Below are 14,966 nucleotides of genomic sequence, written 5' to 3'. Positions count from 1 at the left end.
TACGGCCGGCGTAGGCCGGTTCTCGAAGCCCACCATTTTCGACTCGGCCTGACCTGAAACTCGATACATCTCGGCCCTCGCGCGTCCCCGGTTCCAAGCTGAACGAAGGCTTAATGGTGCAATGCACAAAACGCATTGCGGCCATGCAAAAGCGTCCGTTCATTTCTTGGGCAGTCGTGCCTATTTACACGGCATCAAACGATTTCATCAAACGACTGGAGAAATTCAAATGAACCCGATCCGTGCTTTCCGTAAGTGGCGCATGTACAACGAGACCGTGCGCGAGCTGAACAAGCTCAATTCCCGCCAGCTGAGCGATCTCGGCATCAACCGCGCCGACATCGAGCGCATCGCCCGCCAGGCGGTGTAATCAGACACGGCCCGGCCGCAAGGCCGGGCTGGACATGCAAGCCAGAGCCGTCGAGACGCTTGCTTTGTTTCCGGTTCCAAGCCCGCTGGACCTCGTCCAGCGGGTTTTGTCTTTTTCGGGCCTTAAAGCGCGTCGCGCCGAAACGGATTCGGGCGACGCGCTTTAAAACTTTGTTTTGTGCACGTCGTTCTCCCAAAACCGCCGAACACTTTTTGGGCGACATGCATTGGACCAGCCCTTTCCCAAAAACATTGCGAAAATTTGAGGGAGCGTTTATACAGGCCGCGAATTTCCCATTTTGGTGGCTCTAAAACCACCGCCCGCGCGGGAACGCGGGCGAACGAGAAGGATTTTTGATATGGCCAATTCGCTGCTGATGCCCAAGGCGACCGCCGTCTGGCTGGTCGACAACACCGCGCTCTCCTTCGAGCAGATCGCGCAGTTCTGCGGGCTGCATCCGCTCGAGGTCAAGGCGATCGCCGACGGCGAGTCGGCGCAGGGCATCAAGGGCATGGACCCGATCATCACCGGCCAGCTGACGCGCGACGAGATCGCGCGTGGCGAGAAGGACATCAACCATCGGCTGAAGCTGTCGGACCCGAAGGTGCGGGTGCCGGAATCGAAGCGCAAGGGCCCGCGCTACACGCCGCTGTCAAAGCGCCAGGACCGGCCGAACGCCATCCTGTGGCTGGTGCGCAACCATCCCGAGCTCAAGGACGCGCAGATCTCGCGTCTTGTCGGCACCACCAAGTCGACGATCGAGCAGATCCGCGAGCGCAAGCACTGGAACTCGGCCAATCTGCAGCCGATGGATCCGGTGACGCTCGGCCTTACCTCGCAGATCGACCTCGACCTTGAGGTCAACCGCGCCTCGCGTGGCCGCGAGCCGGCGCAGCCCGTCGGCGACACGCTGCTGCCCGCCGCGCTCACCGAACGGCTGGTGCCGGCGCCGGAGAAGCCGAAGGACGAGGATCAGGAGCTCGACGCCAATGCCGTCTTCGCCAAGCTTTCGGCGCTCAAGTCGAAGGACAAGGACGATGACGACCAGGAGTAAGCCTTCCCGGCGCTCCAACAAAAAAGCCCGCTTCGAGCGGGCTTTTTTATTGGACAATGGCTTGGGAGGAAGTCACGTCCGCGCGGCGCGGTCGGGCGCCATGCCGTAATCCTCGCTGCGCTCTACGGCGCGGTAGAAATCGGCGAGCTGCTTGCCGCGCTCCGGCTTGAAGATGCGGCCGGCAATGACGACCGAGGCGATGCGGTCGATGCGGAAGGCGCGGAAGTCGTCGCGCATCTCGCACCAGGCGACAAGGGTCCAGACCTTGCCCCAGAACCACAGGCCCAAGGGCCTGATGTCGCGCGCGGTGCCGCGGCCGGCCTCGTCGGAATAGTCGATGGTCAGCACCTGGCGTTTCTCGACGGCGCGCTCGATCAAATCGATGGCCTCGCGCGCGGCGTCGCTCACCACCCACATCGGCGTGTGGATCTCGGTGCGGGCGATGCGATCCTTCTCGGTATCGGGCAGCACGGCGCCGATCTTGACCAGCGCCTCGTCGGCGGCCCTCGCCATTGCGGCGCCGCCGAAGGCGCGCACCATGCGGGCGCCGGCAACCAGCGCCACGATCTCGTCACGTGTGAACATCAGGGGCGGAAGGTCGAAACCCTCCCTCATCATGTAGCCGACACCCGCTTCGCCGTCGATCGGCACGCCGGTCGACTGCAGGTCGGCTATGTCGCGGTAAATGGTGCGTTCGGAAACCTCGAGCCACGCGCCGAGCTTTTGCGCGGTGACCAGCCGGCCGCCCCGCAAATGCTGCACGATCTGAAAAAGCCTGTCGGCACGACGCATCGATAGATCCCCCGGGGTTTATGGCTTCAGCCCTTCGCGCTTGCGCTGCGCGGCAACGAATTTCGCGCCGAAGGACAATCTGCCCGTGGTTGGCGTCTCGGCATCCAGCACACGCCAGAACGGCGCGATGTCGCTCAGCGCCATGCCGCGATCGAGATCCTCGTGAGCAGCCTCGGCAACCGTGCGCAGATGATAGCCGATCGTCACCGGGCATGTCACTTCGGCGCCGTGCTCGATGGCCAAAGCGGTGCGCAGCGCGCGCACATCCATCTCGACCCCTTCTGGGATCGAGCGGATGAAGTCGTCGACCTGGCGCGCGGTCGGCACCAGCATCGGCTGGCCTTCGACGACATCGCCGACCGTGCGCGGCGACGGCTTGATGCCGTTGATGCCCGGTGTGTTCAGCTTGTCGTTCCAGCTTTTCACCATGCGCGGATTACTCCGGATCGTCGGATCATGTTCGTTGCTGTCAGGATCGAAGCCGTTCCAATTACCGCACTCCTCCTGACAACATACTGTCAGGAGGCTGCGGCGAAACTACCGGCGGACAAAGGCTTCTTCCCTGAACTCAACATCACTGGCCGCCATTACATCTGGGCGCGGTGCCGCCACAATCCAAGTCGCGGGCGGCAAAATTTCAGTTTTCGCGGACGCGGCCGGTGTAAAGGTCCGGCCAGCCGATGTCCTTGCGGATGTCCGCCGGCAAGGTGTTCAGGAAACGCTGGGTGCGGATCTCGTTGCGCACGGTGCGGATCCTGCCGACATAATGCTGCACGCTACGCAGAATGGTAAAACCGTTCATGACCTGACTCCTCTCTGTTTGATGAGGAGAGTATCTCACACCCCTCCTGACAGCAGTCTGTCAGGAGGTTGGCAGGGTGTCGAAGAAGGCGATGCGGCGCCGCTTCGGGGGGGCGAGCGAGCCCGATTCCTGTCAGGAGTGTTCCGCCCGAAGGGCGCCTTAAGAACGGCTTTGACAGCCGCCATCGATGCTGGTCAAAGGCGGCATGACGAAACTGCTCGCCCTAGTCATCTGCGGCATCATGCTGATCCAGGTCATCAAGCCGCTGGGATGGCCGGGACTGAAGCGGCGCGGCGATTTCTGGAAGCTGGCGCTGCTGGCCATGGCCGCGATCTCGCTTGCCGCTGTCTTAGGCCATTGGACCTAAGTCAGGTCGCTCGCTTCGTCGCCCAGCACGAAATCCACCAGGTGCACCGCCCAGGCGCGATAGCCTGCTTCCGAGGCGTGGAAGCCATCGGAGGCGAAACCCGCCTCGGGATTGGTGATCGGCAGGCGCGCGGCGGCGACGGCGCCGCGCTCATTGCAGAGCCGCACGCCCATGTGGTTCATCTCCGTGGCACGGATCTCGAGGATCTTGCCGAGCAATGGCGGCATTGCCGGCGCGCGGGTGAACTCCAGCACCGGCGACCACACGACACGCGCTTCCGGCCATTTGGCGCGCAGCGCGTAGAGCAGGCCGCCGAACTCCTTCTTGAAGCGCGGCACGGAGTGAAAATTCTTGGTGTCGTTGGTGCCGATGGCAAGCACGATATGCGTCCAGGGATCGGCCGAAAGGTTGGGCAGGACATGGTCGCGGATCTGGCCGGAGGTCGCCGAATTGAAGCCGGCGGCGCGCCAGCGCACGGCGCTGCCGGTGCGTTCGGCGATCAGGCCGGCAAGCTGCGCGGCAAGCCCGTATTCGGATTGCTCGATGCCGACCGACGCTGCCGAGGAATCGCCCAGGACCAGCAAGGCGACCGGTGGCGCCTTGCCTGGTATTTCGTGCAGCACCGGGCCTCGCGCCGGCAGCATGCGCGTTGTGCGCCGGCGCACGCCGAGGCCCTGCCAGACATAGACCGGGAAAGCGAGCCAGGTGAGAAGGGCAAGCAGACGCTGCATGGCGGTTCCGTTACCGTAAAGGCCAAGCCATTAGATCGTGATGGCGTTTCGTTGAATCGCCATCACGATCTACCTCTTTGTTGGAGCATGATCTTCTCCGAAAACCGGTTCCCACTTTTCGGGATCATGCTCTAGCGCATGTTTCGTCCGAGGTGAACGAGGCCGATTACTCGCAGCAGTCCGGTCGCTCGTCGCTCTTGTCCTGGTATTCGTCGTGGAGATGCACCCAGTCCATCAGGTTGTGATACGGACCGGTCTCGTCGCGGCCCTTCGGCGTCATGTCGAGATAATGATAGGCGCCGATCAGCGCGTCGCCGCCGCGAGCGCGTGACAGGAAGGTCAGGAAGATGTCGCCGAATTCATTGCGATAGAAGATGCTGGTGCCGGGCAGGTCCTTCGAGCGCAGCGGTCTCTTCTCGAAATTATAGGTGGTTTCGCCGGTAGCGATCTGCTTGTCGGTGAAGGAGACCTGCAGGTCGTAGTTGAAGTCCGACGCGTAGGACGACACCCAGTCGAACTTCCAGCCCATGCGCTGCTTGTAGGGCAGGATCTCGGCCAGCGGCGCGCGCGAGACCACGACCAGCGAGACGTCATGATGCTTCAGATGCTGGTCGGCGCCGTCGATATGGTCGGCGAGGAACGAACAGCCCTGGCAGCGGTGATCGCAGCCCGGCGCCATCATGAAATGGTAGACGATGAGCTGGCTCTTGCCGGCGAACAGGTCGCCAAAGCGCCTCGGCCCTGCTTCGGTTTCGAAGACGTAGTCCTTGCGCAGCTTGAACCAGGGCAACTGCCGCCGTTCGGCGGCGATAAGGTCTCGGAACCGTGTCAGTTCCTTCTCGCGCTCGAGGTGCTTGCGATGCGCCTCAAACCAGTCCTCCCGCGAAACCACGGCATTGCGATGCATGACCATCTCCTGTCCTCTCCTGCCAAGGACGTTCGACATCGGCGCGATCCGACATGGTCGATAGCGGTCGCAGCCCCACAAGTGGGAACGCGGCTCGCAAAAAGCAAAACCCGGGCCATCGGCCCGGGTTTCTTAAGCGCTGCGAAGGGATAGCGTCAGGCGGCTTTCTCCAGCGCCGGCTTCCATTTCCCGAGTGCCGCCAGATGGTTCATGTGGGCGCGGTGGGTGAAGGCGGCCTGGCCGGCGGCGACGTTCGAGGCCTTGCCGCTCCATGCCTTCTGCGGCGCGGCCTGCAGCGCGCGGCCATAGGAGAAGGTCAGTTTCCACGGATGCGGCCCGATGGCGTTGATGGCGTTGAGGTTGGCGGTCGCCTCCTCGTCCTCCTGCCCGCCGGAGAGGAAGGCGATTCCCGGCACGGCGGCCGGCACCACTTCGCGGAACAGTTTTATCGTCTTCTCGGCGATTTCCTCGGGGCTGTCGGTCCTGCCCGACTTCTTGCCGGAGATGACCATGTTGGGCTTCAGGATCGAGCCTTCCAGGACGACGCGCGCCGCGTAAAGCTCGTCGTAGAGCTTGACCAGTGTCGCCTTCGAGACGTCGTAGCAGGTGTCGATCGAATGGGCGCCGTCCATCAGCACCTCCGGCTCGACGATCGGCACGATGCCGGCCTCCTGGCAAAGCGCGGCGTAGCGGGCCAGCGCGTGGGTGTTCGAGGCGATCGAATTGGCCGAAGGCACGCCCTTGCCGGTGTCGATATCGATCACCGCGCGCCATTTGGCGAAGCGGGCGCCGAGCTTGTAATAGTCGGCAAGCCGCTCGCGCAGCCCGTCCAGGCCCTCGGTGATGGTGTCGCCCGGGAAACCGGCCAGCGGCTTGGCGCCGGCGTCGACCTTGATGCCCGGGATCGAGCCGGCGGCCTTGATGATATCGACCAGCGGCGTGCCGTCGGCGGCCTTCTGGCGGATGGTCTCGTCATAGAGAATGACGCCGGAGATGTACTTCGTCATCGCGTCGGAGGCGCGGAACATCATCTCGCGGTAGTCGCGCCGATTGTCGGCGGTCGACTCGACGCCGATGACGTCGAAGCGTTTCTTGATGGTGCCGGAGCTTTCATCGGCGGCCAAAAGGCCTTTGCCATCGGCCACGATCGCGGCGGCGATATCTTCGAGACGTTCGCTCATGGGGCTTCTCCTACGGTGCGTTTGTTCCGCGCTAGCAGAACACTACTGCCAAAGGAATGACCCCGAAAAGCTCGAATCGATTGAAAGTCCTCGATCGCTGTGCCCGCTCGCCAAGTCTTGACGGCTCAGCGCTTCAGCACCTCGACGCCGGGCAGCGGCTTGCCTTCCATCCATTCGAGGAAAGCGCCGCCGGCGGTCGAGACATAGGTGAAGTCGTCGGCGACGCCGGCATGGTTGAGCGCGGCCACCGTGTCGCCGCCGCCGGCGACCGACACAAGCTTGCCCGCCTTGGTGCGGGCCGCCGCATGTTTTGCCGCCGCCACCGTGGCGCGGTCGAAGGGCTCGATCTCGAAGGCGCCGAGCGGCCCGTTCCAGACCAGCGTCGCGGCGCGGTCGATCCAGTCGTTGACGCTCTGCACGGTCTTTGCGCCGACATCGAGGATCATGCTGTCGGCGGGCACGTCCGAGATGGCGACGGTCTCGCTGGCGGCACCCGCCTTGAATTCCTTGGCCACCACGCCGTCGGCGGGCAGGATGATGGCGCAGCCGGCTTCGGCCGCCTCGATCATGATCTGCTTGGCGGTGTCGGCGAGGTCATGCTCGCAGAGCGACTTGCCGACATCGGTGCCGCGCGCTGCCAGGAAGGTGTTGGCCATGCCGCCGCCGATCACCAGCGCGTCGACCTTCTTCACGAGGTTCATCAAAAGGTCGATCTTGCTCGAGACCTTGGCGCCGCCGACGATGGCCACCACCGGGCGGACCGGATTGCCGAGACCTTTTTCCAGCGCGTCGAGCTCGGCCTGCATGGTGCGGCCGGCATAGGCCGGCAAATGACGCGCCAGGCCTTCGGTCGAGGCATGCGCGCGGTGCGCGGCGGAAAAGGCGTCGTTGACATAGATGTCGCCATTGGCGGCGAGCTTTTCGGTGAAGCCCGGCTCGTTCTTCTCCTCGGCCTTGTAGAAGCGGGTGTTTTCGAGCAGCAGCACGTCGCCGTCCTTCATGGCGGCGACGGCATCCGCAGCCTTGTCGCCGACGCAGTCGGCGGCGAAGCCGACCGGGCGGCCGAGAACGTCAGCCGCGGCCCTGGCGATCGGCTCGAGCGAGAACTCGGCAGAGGGGCCGTCCTTGGGGCGGCCGAAATGGGCAAGCAGGATCACCTTGGCGCCCTTTTTCGAGAGCTCGGCGATGGTTGGCGCGATGCGCTCGATGCGGGTGGCGTCGGTCACCTTGCCGTCGGCGACGGGAACGTTGAGGTCGACGCGCACCAGGACGCGCTTGCCGCTGACGGCGCCGATATCGTCGAGTGTCTTGAAGCCGGCCATGGTCGTTCCTTCTTAGTGCGTTTGACGCAATTCCAGACGGAAAATCGCCTACACTTTTCCTGGAATTGCTCTAGCGAAAACGCGGCGACCATACCCGGCGCGAAGGACGATGCAAGGGTCGCGTTGACGGCGCACGCGCAAAAATGATGTCGCCGTGAGACATCAGCCTTCGCCGGTTGCCTTCCGCCCGTCCGGCCCGGACGCCACGGTCTCGATTGGCAGGTCCTCGACCGCCTGTTCTTCCGCCGGCCTGCGCCAGTTGCGGATGATGGCTGCGATGCGGTCGCCGATCTCGCCGGCGCTCATGAACACCGGCACGCGCGCCACCGGCGCGGTCGGCTCGAAGGATAGGCCAAGCCCGGTGATCCTGCCTTTTTCATCGACATCGCGCACGATCAGCTCGATCGGGCCGATCACCACGCGGTCGGCATATTCGGGATGGCCGCCGAGCCGGTCTGAAACCAGCGCGGCGACGGTGAGCTTCTGCTCGGCTTCGGTCAGGCCTGGCCCATAGGCTGCTTCCAGTTCGGCTGCCGAGCGGGCCGGATCGAGGGCGAAGGCGCCGAAGAAATCGGCATCCTCGGGGTCGACCACGGCGCGGCTGGCGAAAAGCTTGTCGAGCAGACGCGGATAGCGATCCGGCACGAAGATGTAGACCTGATCGCCGGCCGCCAACCGGCCCATGTCCTGGAAGCGCATCGAGCGGCCGTCGCGTAGCACCAGAGAGGGCCTGGCCCAGCGCGGGATGCGCTCGCCGCGCGCCACCGGGCTGCCGGGCGCGACGCGATAGGCGAGCAGCTCATGATGCGCCGAGCCCGGCAATTCGAGCTCCACCTTGTCCAGCGGCCCGAGACGCGCCGGCACGATCAGGCCAAGGCGGCGCGCCAGCGGACCGACCGTCCATCCCTGCACCACCAGCGACACGAGCACGATGATAAAGGCGGCGTTGAAGATCAGGCGGCCATGTTCGAGGCCGCCAAGCAAGGGCGTGATGGCAAGCAGGATCGAGACCGCGCCGCGCAGGCCGACCCAGGAGACGAAGGCGACCTCCGGCCGCGGCAGGCGGAACGGGACCAGGCAGAGCCACACCGCCACCGGGCGCGCCACGAAGATCAGGAATAGGCCGAGCAGTACCGCCGGCACCAGGATTGCCGGGAATTGCGAGGGCGTGGCGAACAGGCCGAGGATCAGGAACATGATGATCTGCGCCAGCCACGACATGCCGTCCTGGAAACGCTTCAGGATGGTGACGGCGCGGATGTCGGAATTGCCGGCGATCAGCCCGGCAAGGTAGACGGCAAGGAAGCCCGAGCCGCCGATGGCGCCGGCTGCCGCGAACACCATCAGCGACAGCGTCAGCACGAAGATCGGCAGCAGGCCGTGGTCGAGATTGAGCCGCTCGACAAGGCGCACGATGCCGAAGCCGCCGAGGACGCCGATGACGGCGCCGAGCCCCATATTGGCGAGGAAGCCGAGCAAAAGGTTGGTGGCCAGCACATTGGCTTCCGGGTTGGCATGCGCGGCGATGATCTCGACCAGGGTGATGGTGAGGAAGATGGCGATCGGGTCGTTGGTGCCGGATTCCACTTCGAGCGTCGAACGCACGCGCTCGCGCAGATGGATTTCGCCGGCGCGCAGCAGGAAGAACACGGCGGCCGCGTCGGTGGAGGCGACCGCGGCGCCGAGCAGGGAGGATTCCAGCCAGCTGAGCTTGAAAACATAGGAGGCGGCGGTGCTGAAGATGGCCGTGGTCAGGATAACGCCGATCGTGGCCAGCGACAGCGCCGGCCCGGCCGCTTGCCTGAGCGCGTTGAGCGGCGTGCCGAAACCGGAATCGAACAGGATGACGGCCAAGGCCAACGAGCCGGCAAAATAAGCCAGCCGGGCATTGTCAAATTCGATACCGAGGCCGTCGACGCCGGTGGCAAGCCCGATGCAGAGGAAGAGCAGCAGCAGGGGAGCGCCGAAGCGGAAGGCGATCAGGCTCGAAAACGCGGCGGCGACAATGAGCGCCGTACCGACCAGCGTCACGAGATAGATCGCATGCTCCATCCGCTATTGCCCCTCCAGAATCCCTCTATCCGTGGCTTTGCGGGAGAGTGGGGCGAAGACGTGACCAGTGCAAGGCAACAGCGTGGTTTTTCGCCTTATGCCGCTGATTTTCGGTAAGTTTAGCGGTCGGGGCCGTACAAACGAAAACGCCCGGCTGAAGCCGGGCGCCTTGAACTGTAAATTGACGGCAGCGATCAGGCGATGGTCTTGCCGAAGGCGACGGCGGTGTCGCCCATGCGGTTCGAGAAGCCCCATTCGTTGTCGTACCAGGAGAGCACCGAAACGAAGTTTCCGTCCATCACCTTGGTCTGGTCGAGCGCGACGATCGAGGAATGCGGATCGTGGTTGAAGTCGATCGACACGTTCGGGTGATGGGTGACGGACAGAACACCCTTCAGCTTGCCCTTGGAGGCGGCGATGACCGCCTCGTTGATTTCCTGCGCGGTGGTCGAGCGCTTGGCGATGAACTTGAAGTCGACGACCGAGACGTTCGGGGTCGGCACGCGGATCGAAATGCCGTCGAGCTTGCCCTTGAGCTCGGGCAGCACGAGGCCGATCGCCTTGGCAGCACCGGTCGAGGTCGGGATCTGCGAGAGCGCAGCGGCGCGGGCGCGGTAGAGGTCCTTGTGCATGGTGTCCAGCGTCGGCTGGTCGCCGGTATAGGAGTGGATCGTCGTCATCATGCCCTTCTCGATGCCGACGGTCTCGTGCAGCACCGCCGCCAGCGGCGCCAGGCAATTGGTGGTGCAGGACGCGTTCGAGATGACGATGTGGTCCTTGGTCAGCTTGTCGTGGTTGATGCCGTAGACGACGGTGAGGTCGGCGCCTTCGGCCGGAGCCGAAACGAGGACGCGCTTGGCGCCGGCGGTCAGGTGCGCGGCGGCCTTGTCGCGGGCGGTGAAGATGCCCGTGCATTCGAGCGCGATGTCGACGCCGAGCTCCTTCCACGGCAGCTGGGTCGGATCCTTGATCGCGGTGACCTTGAACTTCTCCTTGCCGACCGAGATCTGGTCGCCATCGACACTCACCTCATGCGGGAAGCGGCCATGCACGCTGTCGTAGCGCAAAAGGTGCGCGTTGGTCTCGACCGGGCCGAGGTCGTTGACGGCGACCACGTCTATGTCCTTGCGGCCGGATTCATGGATGGCGCGAAGGATGTTGCGGCCGATGCGGCCAAATCCGTTGATGGCAACTCTGACGGTCATTGTTCTCTCCCTTGGGGGCTGGAAAGCGGATGGGTCCGCAGCTTCATAACGGCGGAAGGCCCAAGAATCCAGCCGCAGAACGTCGCATTTAAATCGATTAGGTTGGTCCAGCCCGGCAAAACCGTCTATCGGCGCTGCCGGGCCCGAGGCAATTCCTACTCGCCGTGCAGGCGGGCTTCGACCGCCTTGGCCGCGGCATCGGCGGTGATGCCGAAATGCGGATAGAGCTGTTCGATCGTGCCCGAGGCGCCGAAGCCGTGCATGCCGACGAAGATGCCGTCGGTGCCGATCAGGTGGTCCCAGCCCTGGCGGATGCCGGCTTCGATCGCGACCTTCACCTTGGCGTTGCCGATCGTCTTCTTGCGATAATCCTCGCTCTGCAGGTCGAACAGCTCGAAGCAGGGCACCGAGACGACGCGGGTCGGATGGCCGTGCTTTTCGAGCAGGTCGCGCGCGCCGAGGGCGATCTCGACCTCGGAGCCGGTGGCGAAGATCGTCACCACGGCCTCGCCGCTGGCGGCGGCCAGCTCGTAGGCGCCCTGGCTGGAGAGGTTTTTCGCCGAATGCTCGGTGCGCACCGTCGGCAGGTTCTGACGGGTCAGCGCCAGCGTCGACGGCGTCTTTTCGGATTCGAGCGCGATCTGCCAGCATTCGGCCGTCTCGACCGCGTCTGCCGGGCGGAAGACATTGTGGTTCGGGATGGCGCGCAGCGCCGCCAGATGCTCGACCGGCTGGTGGGTCGGGCCGTCCTCGCCGAGGCCGATCGAGTCATGCGTCATGACGAAGATCGAGCGGATGCCCATCAGCGAGGCCAGTCGCATCGAGGGGCGGGCATAGTCGGAGAAGCACATGAAGGTGCCGCCATAGGCGATCAGGCCGCCGTGCAGCGTCAGGCCGTTGATCGCCGCCGCCATGCCATGCTCGCGGATGCCGTAATGGACATAACGCTGGCCGTAGTCGTCGGGCGTGATGTTCTTGGTCTGGCTGGTCTTGGTGTTGTTGGAGCCGGTGAGATCGGCCGAGCCGCCGATGGTTTCCGGCACCGCGCCGTTGATGACTTCCAGCGCCATTTCCGACGATTTGCGGGTGGCGACCTTCGGCTTGTCGGCCGAGAGCTTCTTCTTGTAGTCGGCGATGACGGCGTCGAAATTCGACGGCAGCTTGCCGGCGAGGCGACGTTCGAACTCAGCCTTCAGCGTCGGCTCGGCCTTGGCCAGGCGACCTTCCCAGTCGGCGCGCGCCTTGGTGCTGTTTTTGCCCACGGCGCGCCAGGCGTCGAGGATGTCGGCGGGAATTTCGAAGGGCGGCGATTCCCAGTTGAAGAATTTGCGCGCGCCGGCGATTTCCTCGGCACCCAGCGGCGAGCCATGCGCCTTGTTGGTGCCGGCCTTGGTCGGAGCGCCGAAGCCGATGGTGGTCTTGCAGGCGATCATCGTCGGCTTGTCGGAATGGCGCGCCGCCTCGATGGCGTAGGCGATCGCTTCCGGATCGGTACCGTCGATATGGCTGGCGTTCCAGCCGGAAGCCTGGAAGCGGGCGACCTGGTCGGTGTTGTCGGCCAGCGAGACCGGGCCGTCGATCGAGATGTTGTTGTTGTCCCAGAAGACGATCAGCTTGTTCAGCTTCAGATGCCCGGCCAGCGCGATGGCTTCCTGGGAGACGCCTTCCATCAGGCAGCCGTCGCCGGCCAGCACATAGGTGTAGTGGTTGACGAGGTCGTTGCCGAAGGCGGCGTTCATGATGCGCTCGCCGAGCGCGAAGCCGACCGAATTGGCAAGGCCCTGGCCGAGCGGACCGGTGGTGGTCTCGATACCGGCGGCATGGCCGTATTCGGGATGGCCGGCGGTCTTGGAGCCGAGCTGGCGGAAATGCTTGATCTGGTCGATCGTCATATCCTCATAGCCGGTGAGGTAGAGGAGCGAATAGAGCAGCATCGAGCCGTGGCCGGCCGACAGGATGAAGCGGTCGCGGTCGGCCCAGTGCGGCGCCTTGGCGTCGAATTTCAGGAAACGGCTGAACAGCACCGTGGCGATGTCGGCGCAGCCCATCGGCAGGCCGGGGTGACCGGAGTTCGCCTTCTCGACGGCATCCATGGAAAGGAAACGGATCGCGTTGGCCATCCGATCATGTTGTTCACGCGACGTCATGCTTCCTCCGGAAGTGGGTTGGAGCCTGGGGAGAGCCCTTGGAAAAGATGCCGCGACACATAGCAGGCACGGCCTTTTAGTCAACAAATCGGGGTGGATTTTGCCGGGCTTGTGATGGCATCGAGCGCCTTACATTAGCGATAGCGGGGGACAGTCGCGAGAGCTTTGTTGACGCGCCCTTCACCCGGTGCCTAATCTTTCCGAGGTAACGCGTTCTGAACGCGAGCGATTCGGTGATGGGCAGGGCATAGGACGAGGCCATGACCGGGGAAACGACCCTCAAGGAAGTCATCGCCAGGCTGGGCAAAGCCATGGAAGGGCTGGAAAACGCCGTGGCGGCGAAGCTTGAGCATGAGCGCGATTATTCGGAAGCCGAGGCCGAGGTGCAGCGCATGAACGCCGACCGTTCGCGCCTGGCGCAGGAGCTCGACAATTCCGAAGCGCGCGCCGAGCGGCTTGAAGATGCCAACAAGGAAGTGTCGCGCCGGCTGGTGACCGCCATGGAAACCATCCGGGCGGTTCTGGACAGGTAGGGTCAATGGCACAGGTCACCGTTTCCATCGACGGCAAGCAGTACCGGATGGCCTGCGACGAGGGCCAGGAAGAGCATCTGATCGACCTTGCCGAGCGCTTCGACCGCTATGTCTCGCATCTGAAGGATTCCTTTGGCGAGATCGGCGACCAGCGGCTCACCGTCATGGCCGGCATCATGGTGATGGACGAGCTCTCGGAGCTCACCAAGCGCGTCAAGGGCATGGAGAGCGAAGTGCTGACCTTGCGAAAGACCCGCGACGAGGCGCTGACCAAGGCCGACAAAAGCGACAGCGTGCTGACCACGGCGCTCGGCGCGCTGGCGCAGCGCATGGAAGATCTCGCGGCGACGCTGGCGTTAAAGAAGGCCTGAGCGGCTTCTCCTCTATCGGAAGTAGAAAATCCTGCCGCGGCTCACCGATGGCAGCGAAAATTTTTGTTCCGTGAGGGCCGCCGCCATCGTGTGCGGCGTTTTACCGGTGCAGTGATGGTGCTAGGCTTCGGAGCCGGCAACGGCCAGCCGCAAGCCGGCTACAATTTTTCAAAATAGGGTAGGGATAGGCCATGAGTCTTCGTATCAACGATATCGCGCCGGATTTCACGGCCGAGACCACACAGGGCACCATCAAGTTCCACGACTGGATCGGCGACGGCTGGGCGGTGCTGTTCAGCCACCCAAAGAATTTCACGCCGGTCTGCACCACCGAGCTCGGCACCATGGCCGGTCTCGAAAGCGACTTCAAAAAGCGCAACGTCAAGATCATCGGCATCTCGGTCGATCCGGTGTCCAGCCACGACAAGTGGCAGGCCGACATCAAGACCGCCACCGGCCATACGGTGAACTATCCGCTGATCGGCGACAAAGACCTCCATGTCGCCAAGCTCTATGAAATGCTGCCGGCCGGTGCCGGCGAGAGCTCGGAGGGCCGCACGCCGGCCGACAACGCCACCGTGCGCTCGGTCTACGTCATCGGTCCGGACAAGAAGATCAAGCTGGTGTTGACCTATCCGATGACCACGGGCCGCAACTTCGACGAGATCCTGCGCGTCATCGATTCCATCCAGCTGACGGCCAAGCACCAGGTGGCGACGCCGGCCAACTGGAAGCAGGGCGACGACGTCATCATCACCGCCGCCGTCTCCAACGAGGACGCGATCAAGCGTTTTGGGGCGTACGAGACGGTGCTGCCTTATCTGAGGAAGACCAAGCAGCCCTCGGCGTGAGCCTTTCCTTCTCCCCGTTCCACGGGGAGAAGGTGCCCGAAGGGCGGATGAGGGGCGGCGCGGCGGTCGAGGATGGAGCGCCAAGCTGCTCGGAGATCTGTGCTGAGCAATTAACCTCGCAGCGTCGGCGCTGCCCCTCATTGTCCTGCCCTCCTTCGCAGCAGCTGCGCTGCAGCTACGGAGGATGAACCGGGCATTTCTCCCCGTATGGTGATGGGGAGAAAGGGGCTAATTCGCCGCCTTCGCCAAAAACAAAAAAGCGGCGCCGAAGCGCCGCCTTT

General features: G+C 63.9%; 16 protein-coding genes. 6 read left to right on the top strand and 10 right to left on the bottom strand.

The features are described 5' to 3' along the window. Positions 1-229 precede the first annotated feature (229 nt). On the top strand, positions 230-370 hold the full coding sequence (locus WDX12_RS06325) for a DUF1127 domain-containing protein (RefSeq protein WP_292587512.1): 141 nt from the start codon (positions 230-232) through the stop codon (positions 368-370). A gap of 358 nt (positions 371-728) precedes the next feature. Further along, a complete protein-coding gene (locus tag WDX12_RS06320) occupies positions 729-1,424 on the top strand; it encodes a DUF1013 domain-containing protein (protein WP_434724291.1) in 696 nt (231 codons plus the stop codon). 72 nt (positions 1,425-1,496) lie between these two features. Here WDX12_RS06320 and WDX12_RS06315 read toward each other — a convergent pair whose 3' ends face one another. From WDX12_RS06315 to WDX12_RS06305, 3 genes are all read right to left on the bottom strand, one after another. Next, on the bottom strand, positions 1,497-2,216 hold the full coding sequence (locus WDX12_RS06315) for a helix-turn-helix transcriptional regulator (RefSeq protein WP_224668401.1): 720 nt from the start codon (positions 2,214-2,216) through the stop codon (positions 1,497-1,499). Positions 2,217-2,234: 18 nt separating this feature from the next. Further along, on the bottom strand, positions 2,235-2,645 hold the full coding sequence (locus WDX12_RS06310; RefSeq protein WP_434724290.1) for a hypothetical protein: 411 nt from the start codon (positions 2,643-2,645) through the stop codon (positions 2,235-2,237). 208 nt (positions 2,646-2,853) lie between these two features. Further along, positions 2,854-3,018: a hypothetical protein gene (locus tag WDX12_RS06305; protein WP_116397974.1), complete on the bottom strand. Its 165-nt coding sequence runs from the start codon at positions 3,016-3,018 to the stop codon at positions 2,854-2,856. A gap of 205 nt (positions 3,019-3,223) precedes the next feature. Here WDX12_RS06305 and WDX12_RS06300 point away from each other — a divergent pair, with 205 nt between their 5' ends. Next, positions 3,224-3,385: a hypothetical protein gene (locus tag WDX12_RS06300; protein ID WP_320327882.1), complete on the top strand. Its 162-nt coding sequence runs from the start codon at positions 3,224-3,226 to the stop codon at positions 3,383-3,385. Here WDX12_RS06300 and WDX12_RS06295 read toward each other — a convergent pair. From WDX12_RS06295 to tkt, 7 genes are all read right to left on the bottom strand, one after another. Then, the gene (locus tag WDX12_RS06295; protein WP_434724289.1) at positions 3,382-4,116 is read right to left on the bottom strand and encodes an SGNH/GDSL hydrolase family protein; all 735 of its coding nucleotides are present in this window, start codon (positions 4,114-4,116) and stop codon (positions 3,382-3,384) included. The two genes, WDX12_RS06300 and WDX12_RS06295, sit on opposite strands and share 4 nt — an antisense overlap. A gap of 166 nt (positions 4,117-4,282) precedes the next feature. After that, a complete protein-coding gene (locus tag WDX12_RS06290) occupies positions 4,283-5,023 on the bottom strand; it encodes a DUF899 domain-containing protein (RefSeq protein ID WP_434724288.1) in 741 nt (246 codons plus the stop codon). 155 nt (positions 5,024-5,178) lie between these two features. Beyond that, positions 5,179-6,204 carry a class I fructose-bisphosphate aldolase gene (locus tag WDX12_RS06285; protein WP_320296537.1) on the bottom strand — a complete coding sequence of 342 codons (1,026 nt, stop codon included), beginning with the start codon at positions 6,202-6,204 and terminating at the stop codon, positions 5,179-5,181. Between the two features lie 125 nt (positions 6,205-6,329). Beyond that, positions 6,330-7,526 (bottom strand): phosphoglycerate kinase, encoded by a 1,197-nt coding sequence (locus WDX12_RS06280; RefSeq protein ID WP_434724287.1) that lies wholly within the window; start codon positions 7,524-7,526, stop codon positions 6,330-6,332. 162 nt (positions 7,527-7,688) lie between these two features. Then, a complete protein-coding gene (locus WDX12_RS06275) occupies positions 7,689-9,578 on the bottom strand; it encodes a potassium/proton antiporter (RefSeq protein ID WP_434724286.1) in 1,890 nt (629 codons plus the stop codon). Between the two features lie 194 nt (positions 9,579-9,772). Next, the gene (gap, locus tag WDX12_RS06270; RefSeq protein WP_320296540.1) at positions 9,773-10,783 is read right to left on the bottom strand and encodes a type I glyceraldehyde-3-phosphate dehydrogenase; all 1,011 of its coding nucleotides are present in this window, start codon (positions 10,781-10,783) and stop codon (positions 9,773-9,775) included. 155 nt (positions 10,784-10,938) lie between these two features. Beyond that, positions 10,939-12,930, bottom strand: a complete 1,992-nt coding sequence (tkt, locus tag WDX12_RS06265) for a transketolase (protein ID WP_434724285.1) — start codon at positions 12,928-12,930, stop codon at positions 10,939-10,941. Between the two features lie 260 nt (positions 12,931-13,190). On the opposite strand from tkt, the gene WDX12_RS06260 reads away from it, so the two are divergent. The 3 genes from WDX12_RS06260 (at position 13,191) to WDX12_RS06250 (ending at position 14,685) form a co-directional block, all read left to right on the top strand. Beyond that, positions 13,191-13,463, top strand: a complete 273-nt coding sequence (locus WDX12_RS06260; protein ID WP_023763725.1) for a DUF4164 domain-containing protein — start codon at positions 13,191-13,193, stop codon at positions 13,461-13,463. 5 nt (positions 13,464-13,468) lie between these two features. After that, positions 13,469-13,834 (top strand): cell division protein ZapA, encoded by a 366-nt coding sequence (locus WDX12_RS06255; protein WP_140647887.1) that lies wholly within the window; start codon positions 13,469-13,471, stop codon positions 13,832-13,834. Between the two features lie 191 nt (positions 13,835-14,025). Next, complete coding sequence (locus tag WDX12_RS06250; RefSeq protein WP_434724284.1) at positions 14,026-14,685, top strand: peroxiredoxin; 660 nt, start codon at positions 14,026-14,028, stop codon at positions 14,683-14,685. Positions 14,686-14,966: the final 281 nt, after the last annotated feature.

The sequence above is a fragment of the Mesorhizobium sp. RIZ17 genome (assembly GCF_051127865.1).
Lineage (GTDB): Bacteria > Pseudomonadota > Alphaproteobacteria > Rhizobiales > Rhizobiaceae > Mesorhizobium > Mesorhizobium humile.
This window is presented reverse-complemented; position numbering and strand designations above follow the sequence as displayed.

Excerpts from the sequence above, each read along its gene's own strand:
- WDX12_RS06325 (WP_292587512.1), top strand. The coding sequence starts at position 230 with ATGAACCCGATCCGTGCTTTCCGTAAGTGGCGCATGTACAACGAGACC.
- WDX12_RS06320 (WP_434724291.1), top strand. The coding sequence starts at position 729 with ATGGCCAATTCGCTGCTGATGCCCAAGGCGACCGCCGTCTGGCTGGTC.
- WDX12_RS06315 (WP_224668401.1), bottom strand. The coding sequence starts at position 2,216 with ATGCGTCGTGCCGACAGGCTTTTTCAGATCGTGCAGCATTTGCGGGGC.
- WDX12_RS06310 (WP_434724290.1), bottom strand. The coding sequence starts at position 2,645 with ATGGTGAAAAGCTGGAACGACAAGCTGAACACACCGGGCATCAACGGC.
- WDX12_RS06305 (WP_116397974.1), bottom strand. The coding sequence starts at position 3,018 with ATGAACGGTTTTACCATTCTGCGTAGCGTGCAGCATTATGTCGGCAGG.
- WDX12_RS06300 (WP_320327882.1), top strand. The coding sequence starts at position 3,224 with ATGACGAAACTGCTCGCCCTAGTCATCTGCGGCATCATGCTGATCCAG.
- WDX12_RS06295 (WP_434724289.1), bottom strand. The coding sequence starts at position 4,116 with ATGCAGCGTCTGCTTGCCCTTCTCACCTGGCTCGCTTTCCCGGTCTAT.
- WDX12_RS06290 (WP_434724288.1), bottom strand. The coding sequence starts at position 5,023 with ATGCATCGCAATGCCGTGGTTTCGCGGGAGGACTGGTTTGAGGCGCAT.
- WDX12_RS06285 (WP_320296537.1), bottom strand. The coding sequence starts at position 6,204 with ATGAGCGAACGTCTCGAAGATATCGCCGCCGCGATCGTGGCCGATGGC.
- WDX12_RS06280 (WP_434724287.1), bottom strand. The coding sequence starts at position 7,526 with ATGGCCGGCTTCAAGACACTCGACGATATCGGCGCCGTCAGCGGCAAG.
- WDX12_RS06275 (WP_434724286.1), bottom strand. The coding sequence starts at position 9,578 with ATGGAGCATGCGATCTATCTCGTGACGCTGGTCGGTACGGCGCTCATT.
- gap (WP_320296540.1), bottom strand. The coding sequence starts at position 10,783 with ATGACCGTCAGAGTTGCCATCAACGGATTTGGCCGCATCGGCCGCAAC.
- tkt (WP_434724285.1), bottom strand. The coding sequence starts at position 12,930 with ATGACGTCGCGTGAACAACATGATCGGATGGCCAACGCGATCCGTTTC.
- WDX12_RS06260 (WP_023763725.1), top strand. The coding sequence starts at position 13,191 with ATGACCGGGGAAACGACCCTCAAGGAAGTCATCGCCAGGCTGGGCAAA.
- WDX12_RS06255 (WP_140647887.1), top strand. The coding sequence starts at position 13,469 with ATGGCACAGGTCACCGTTTCCATCGACGGCAAGCAGTACCGGATGGCC.
- WDX12_RS06250 (WP_434724284.1), top strand. The coding sequence starts at position 14,026 with ATGAGTCTTCGTATCAACGATATCGCGCCGGATTTCACGGCCGAGACC.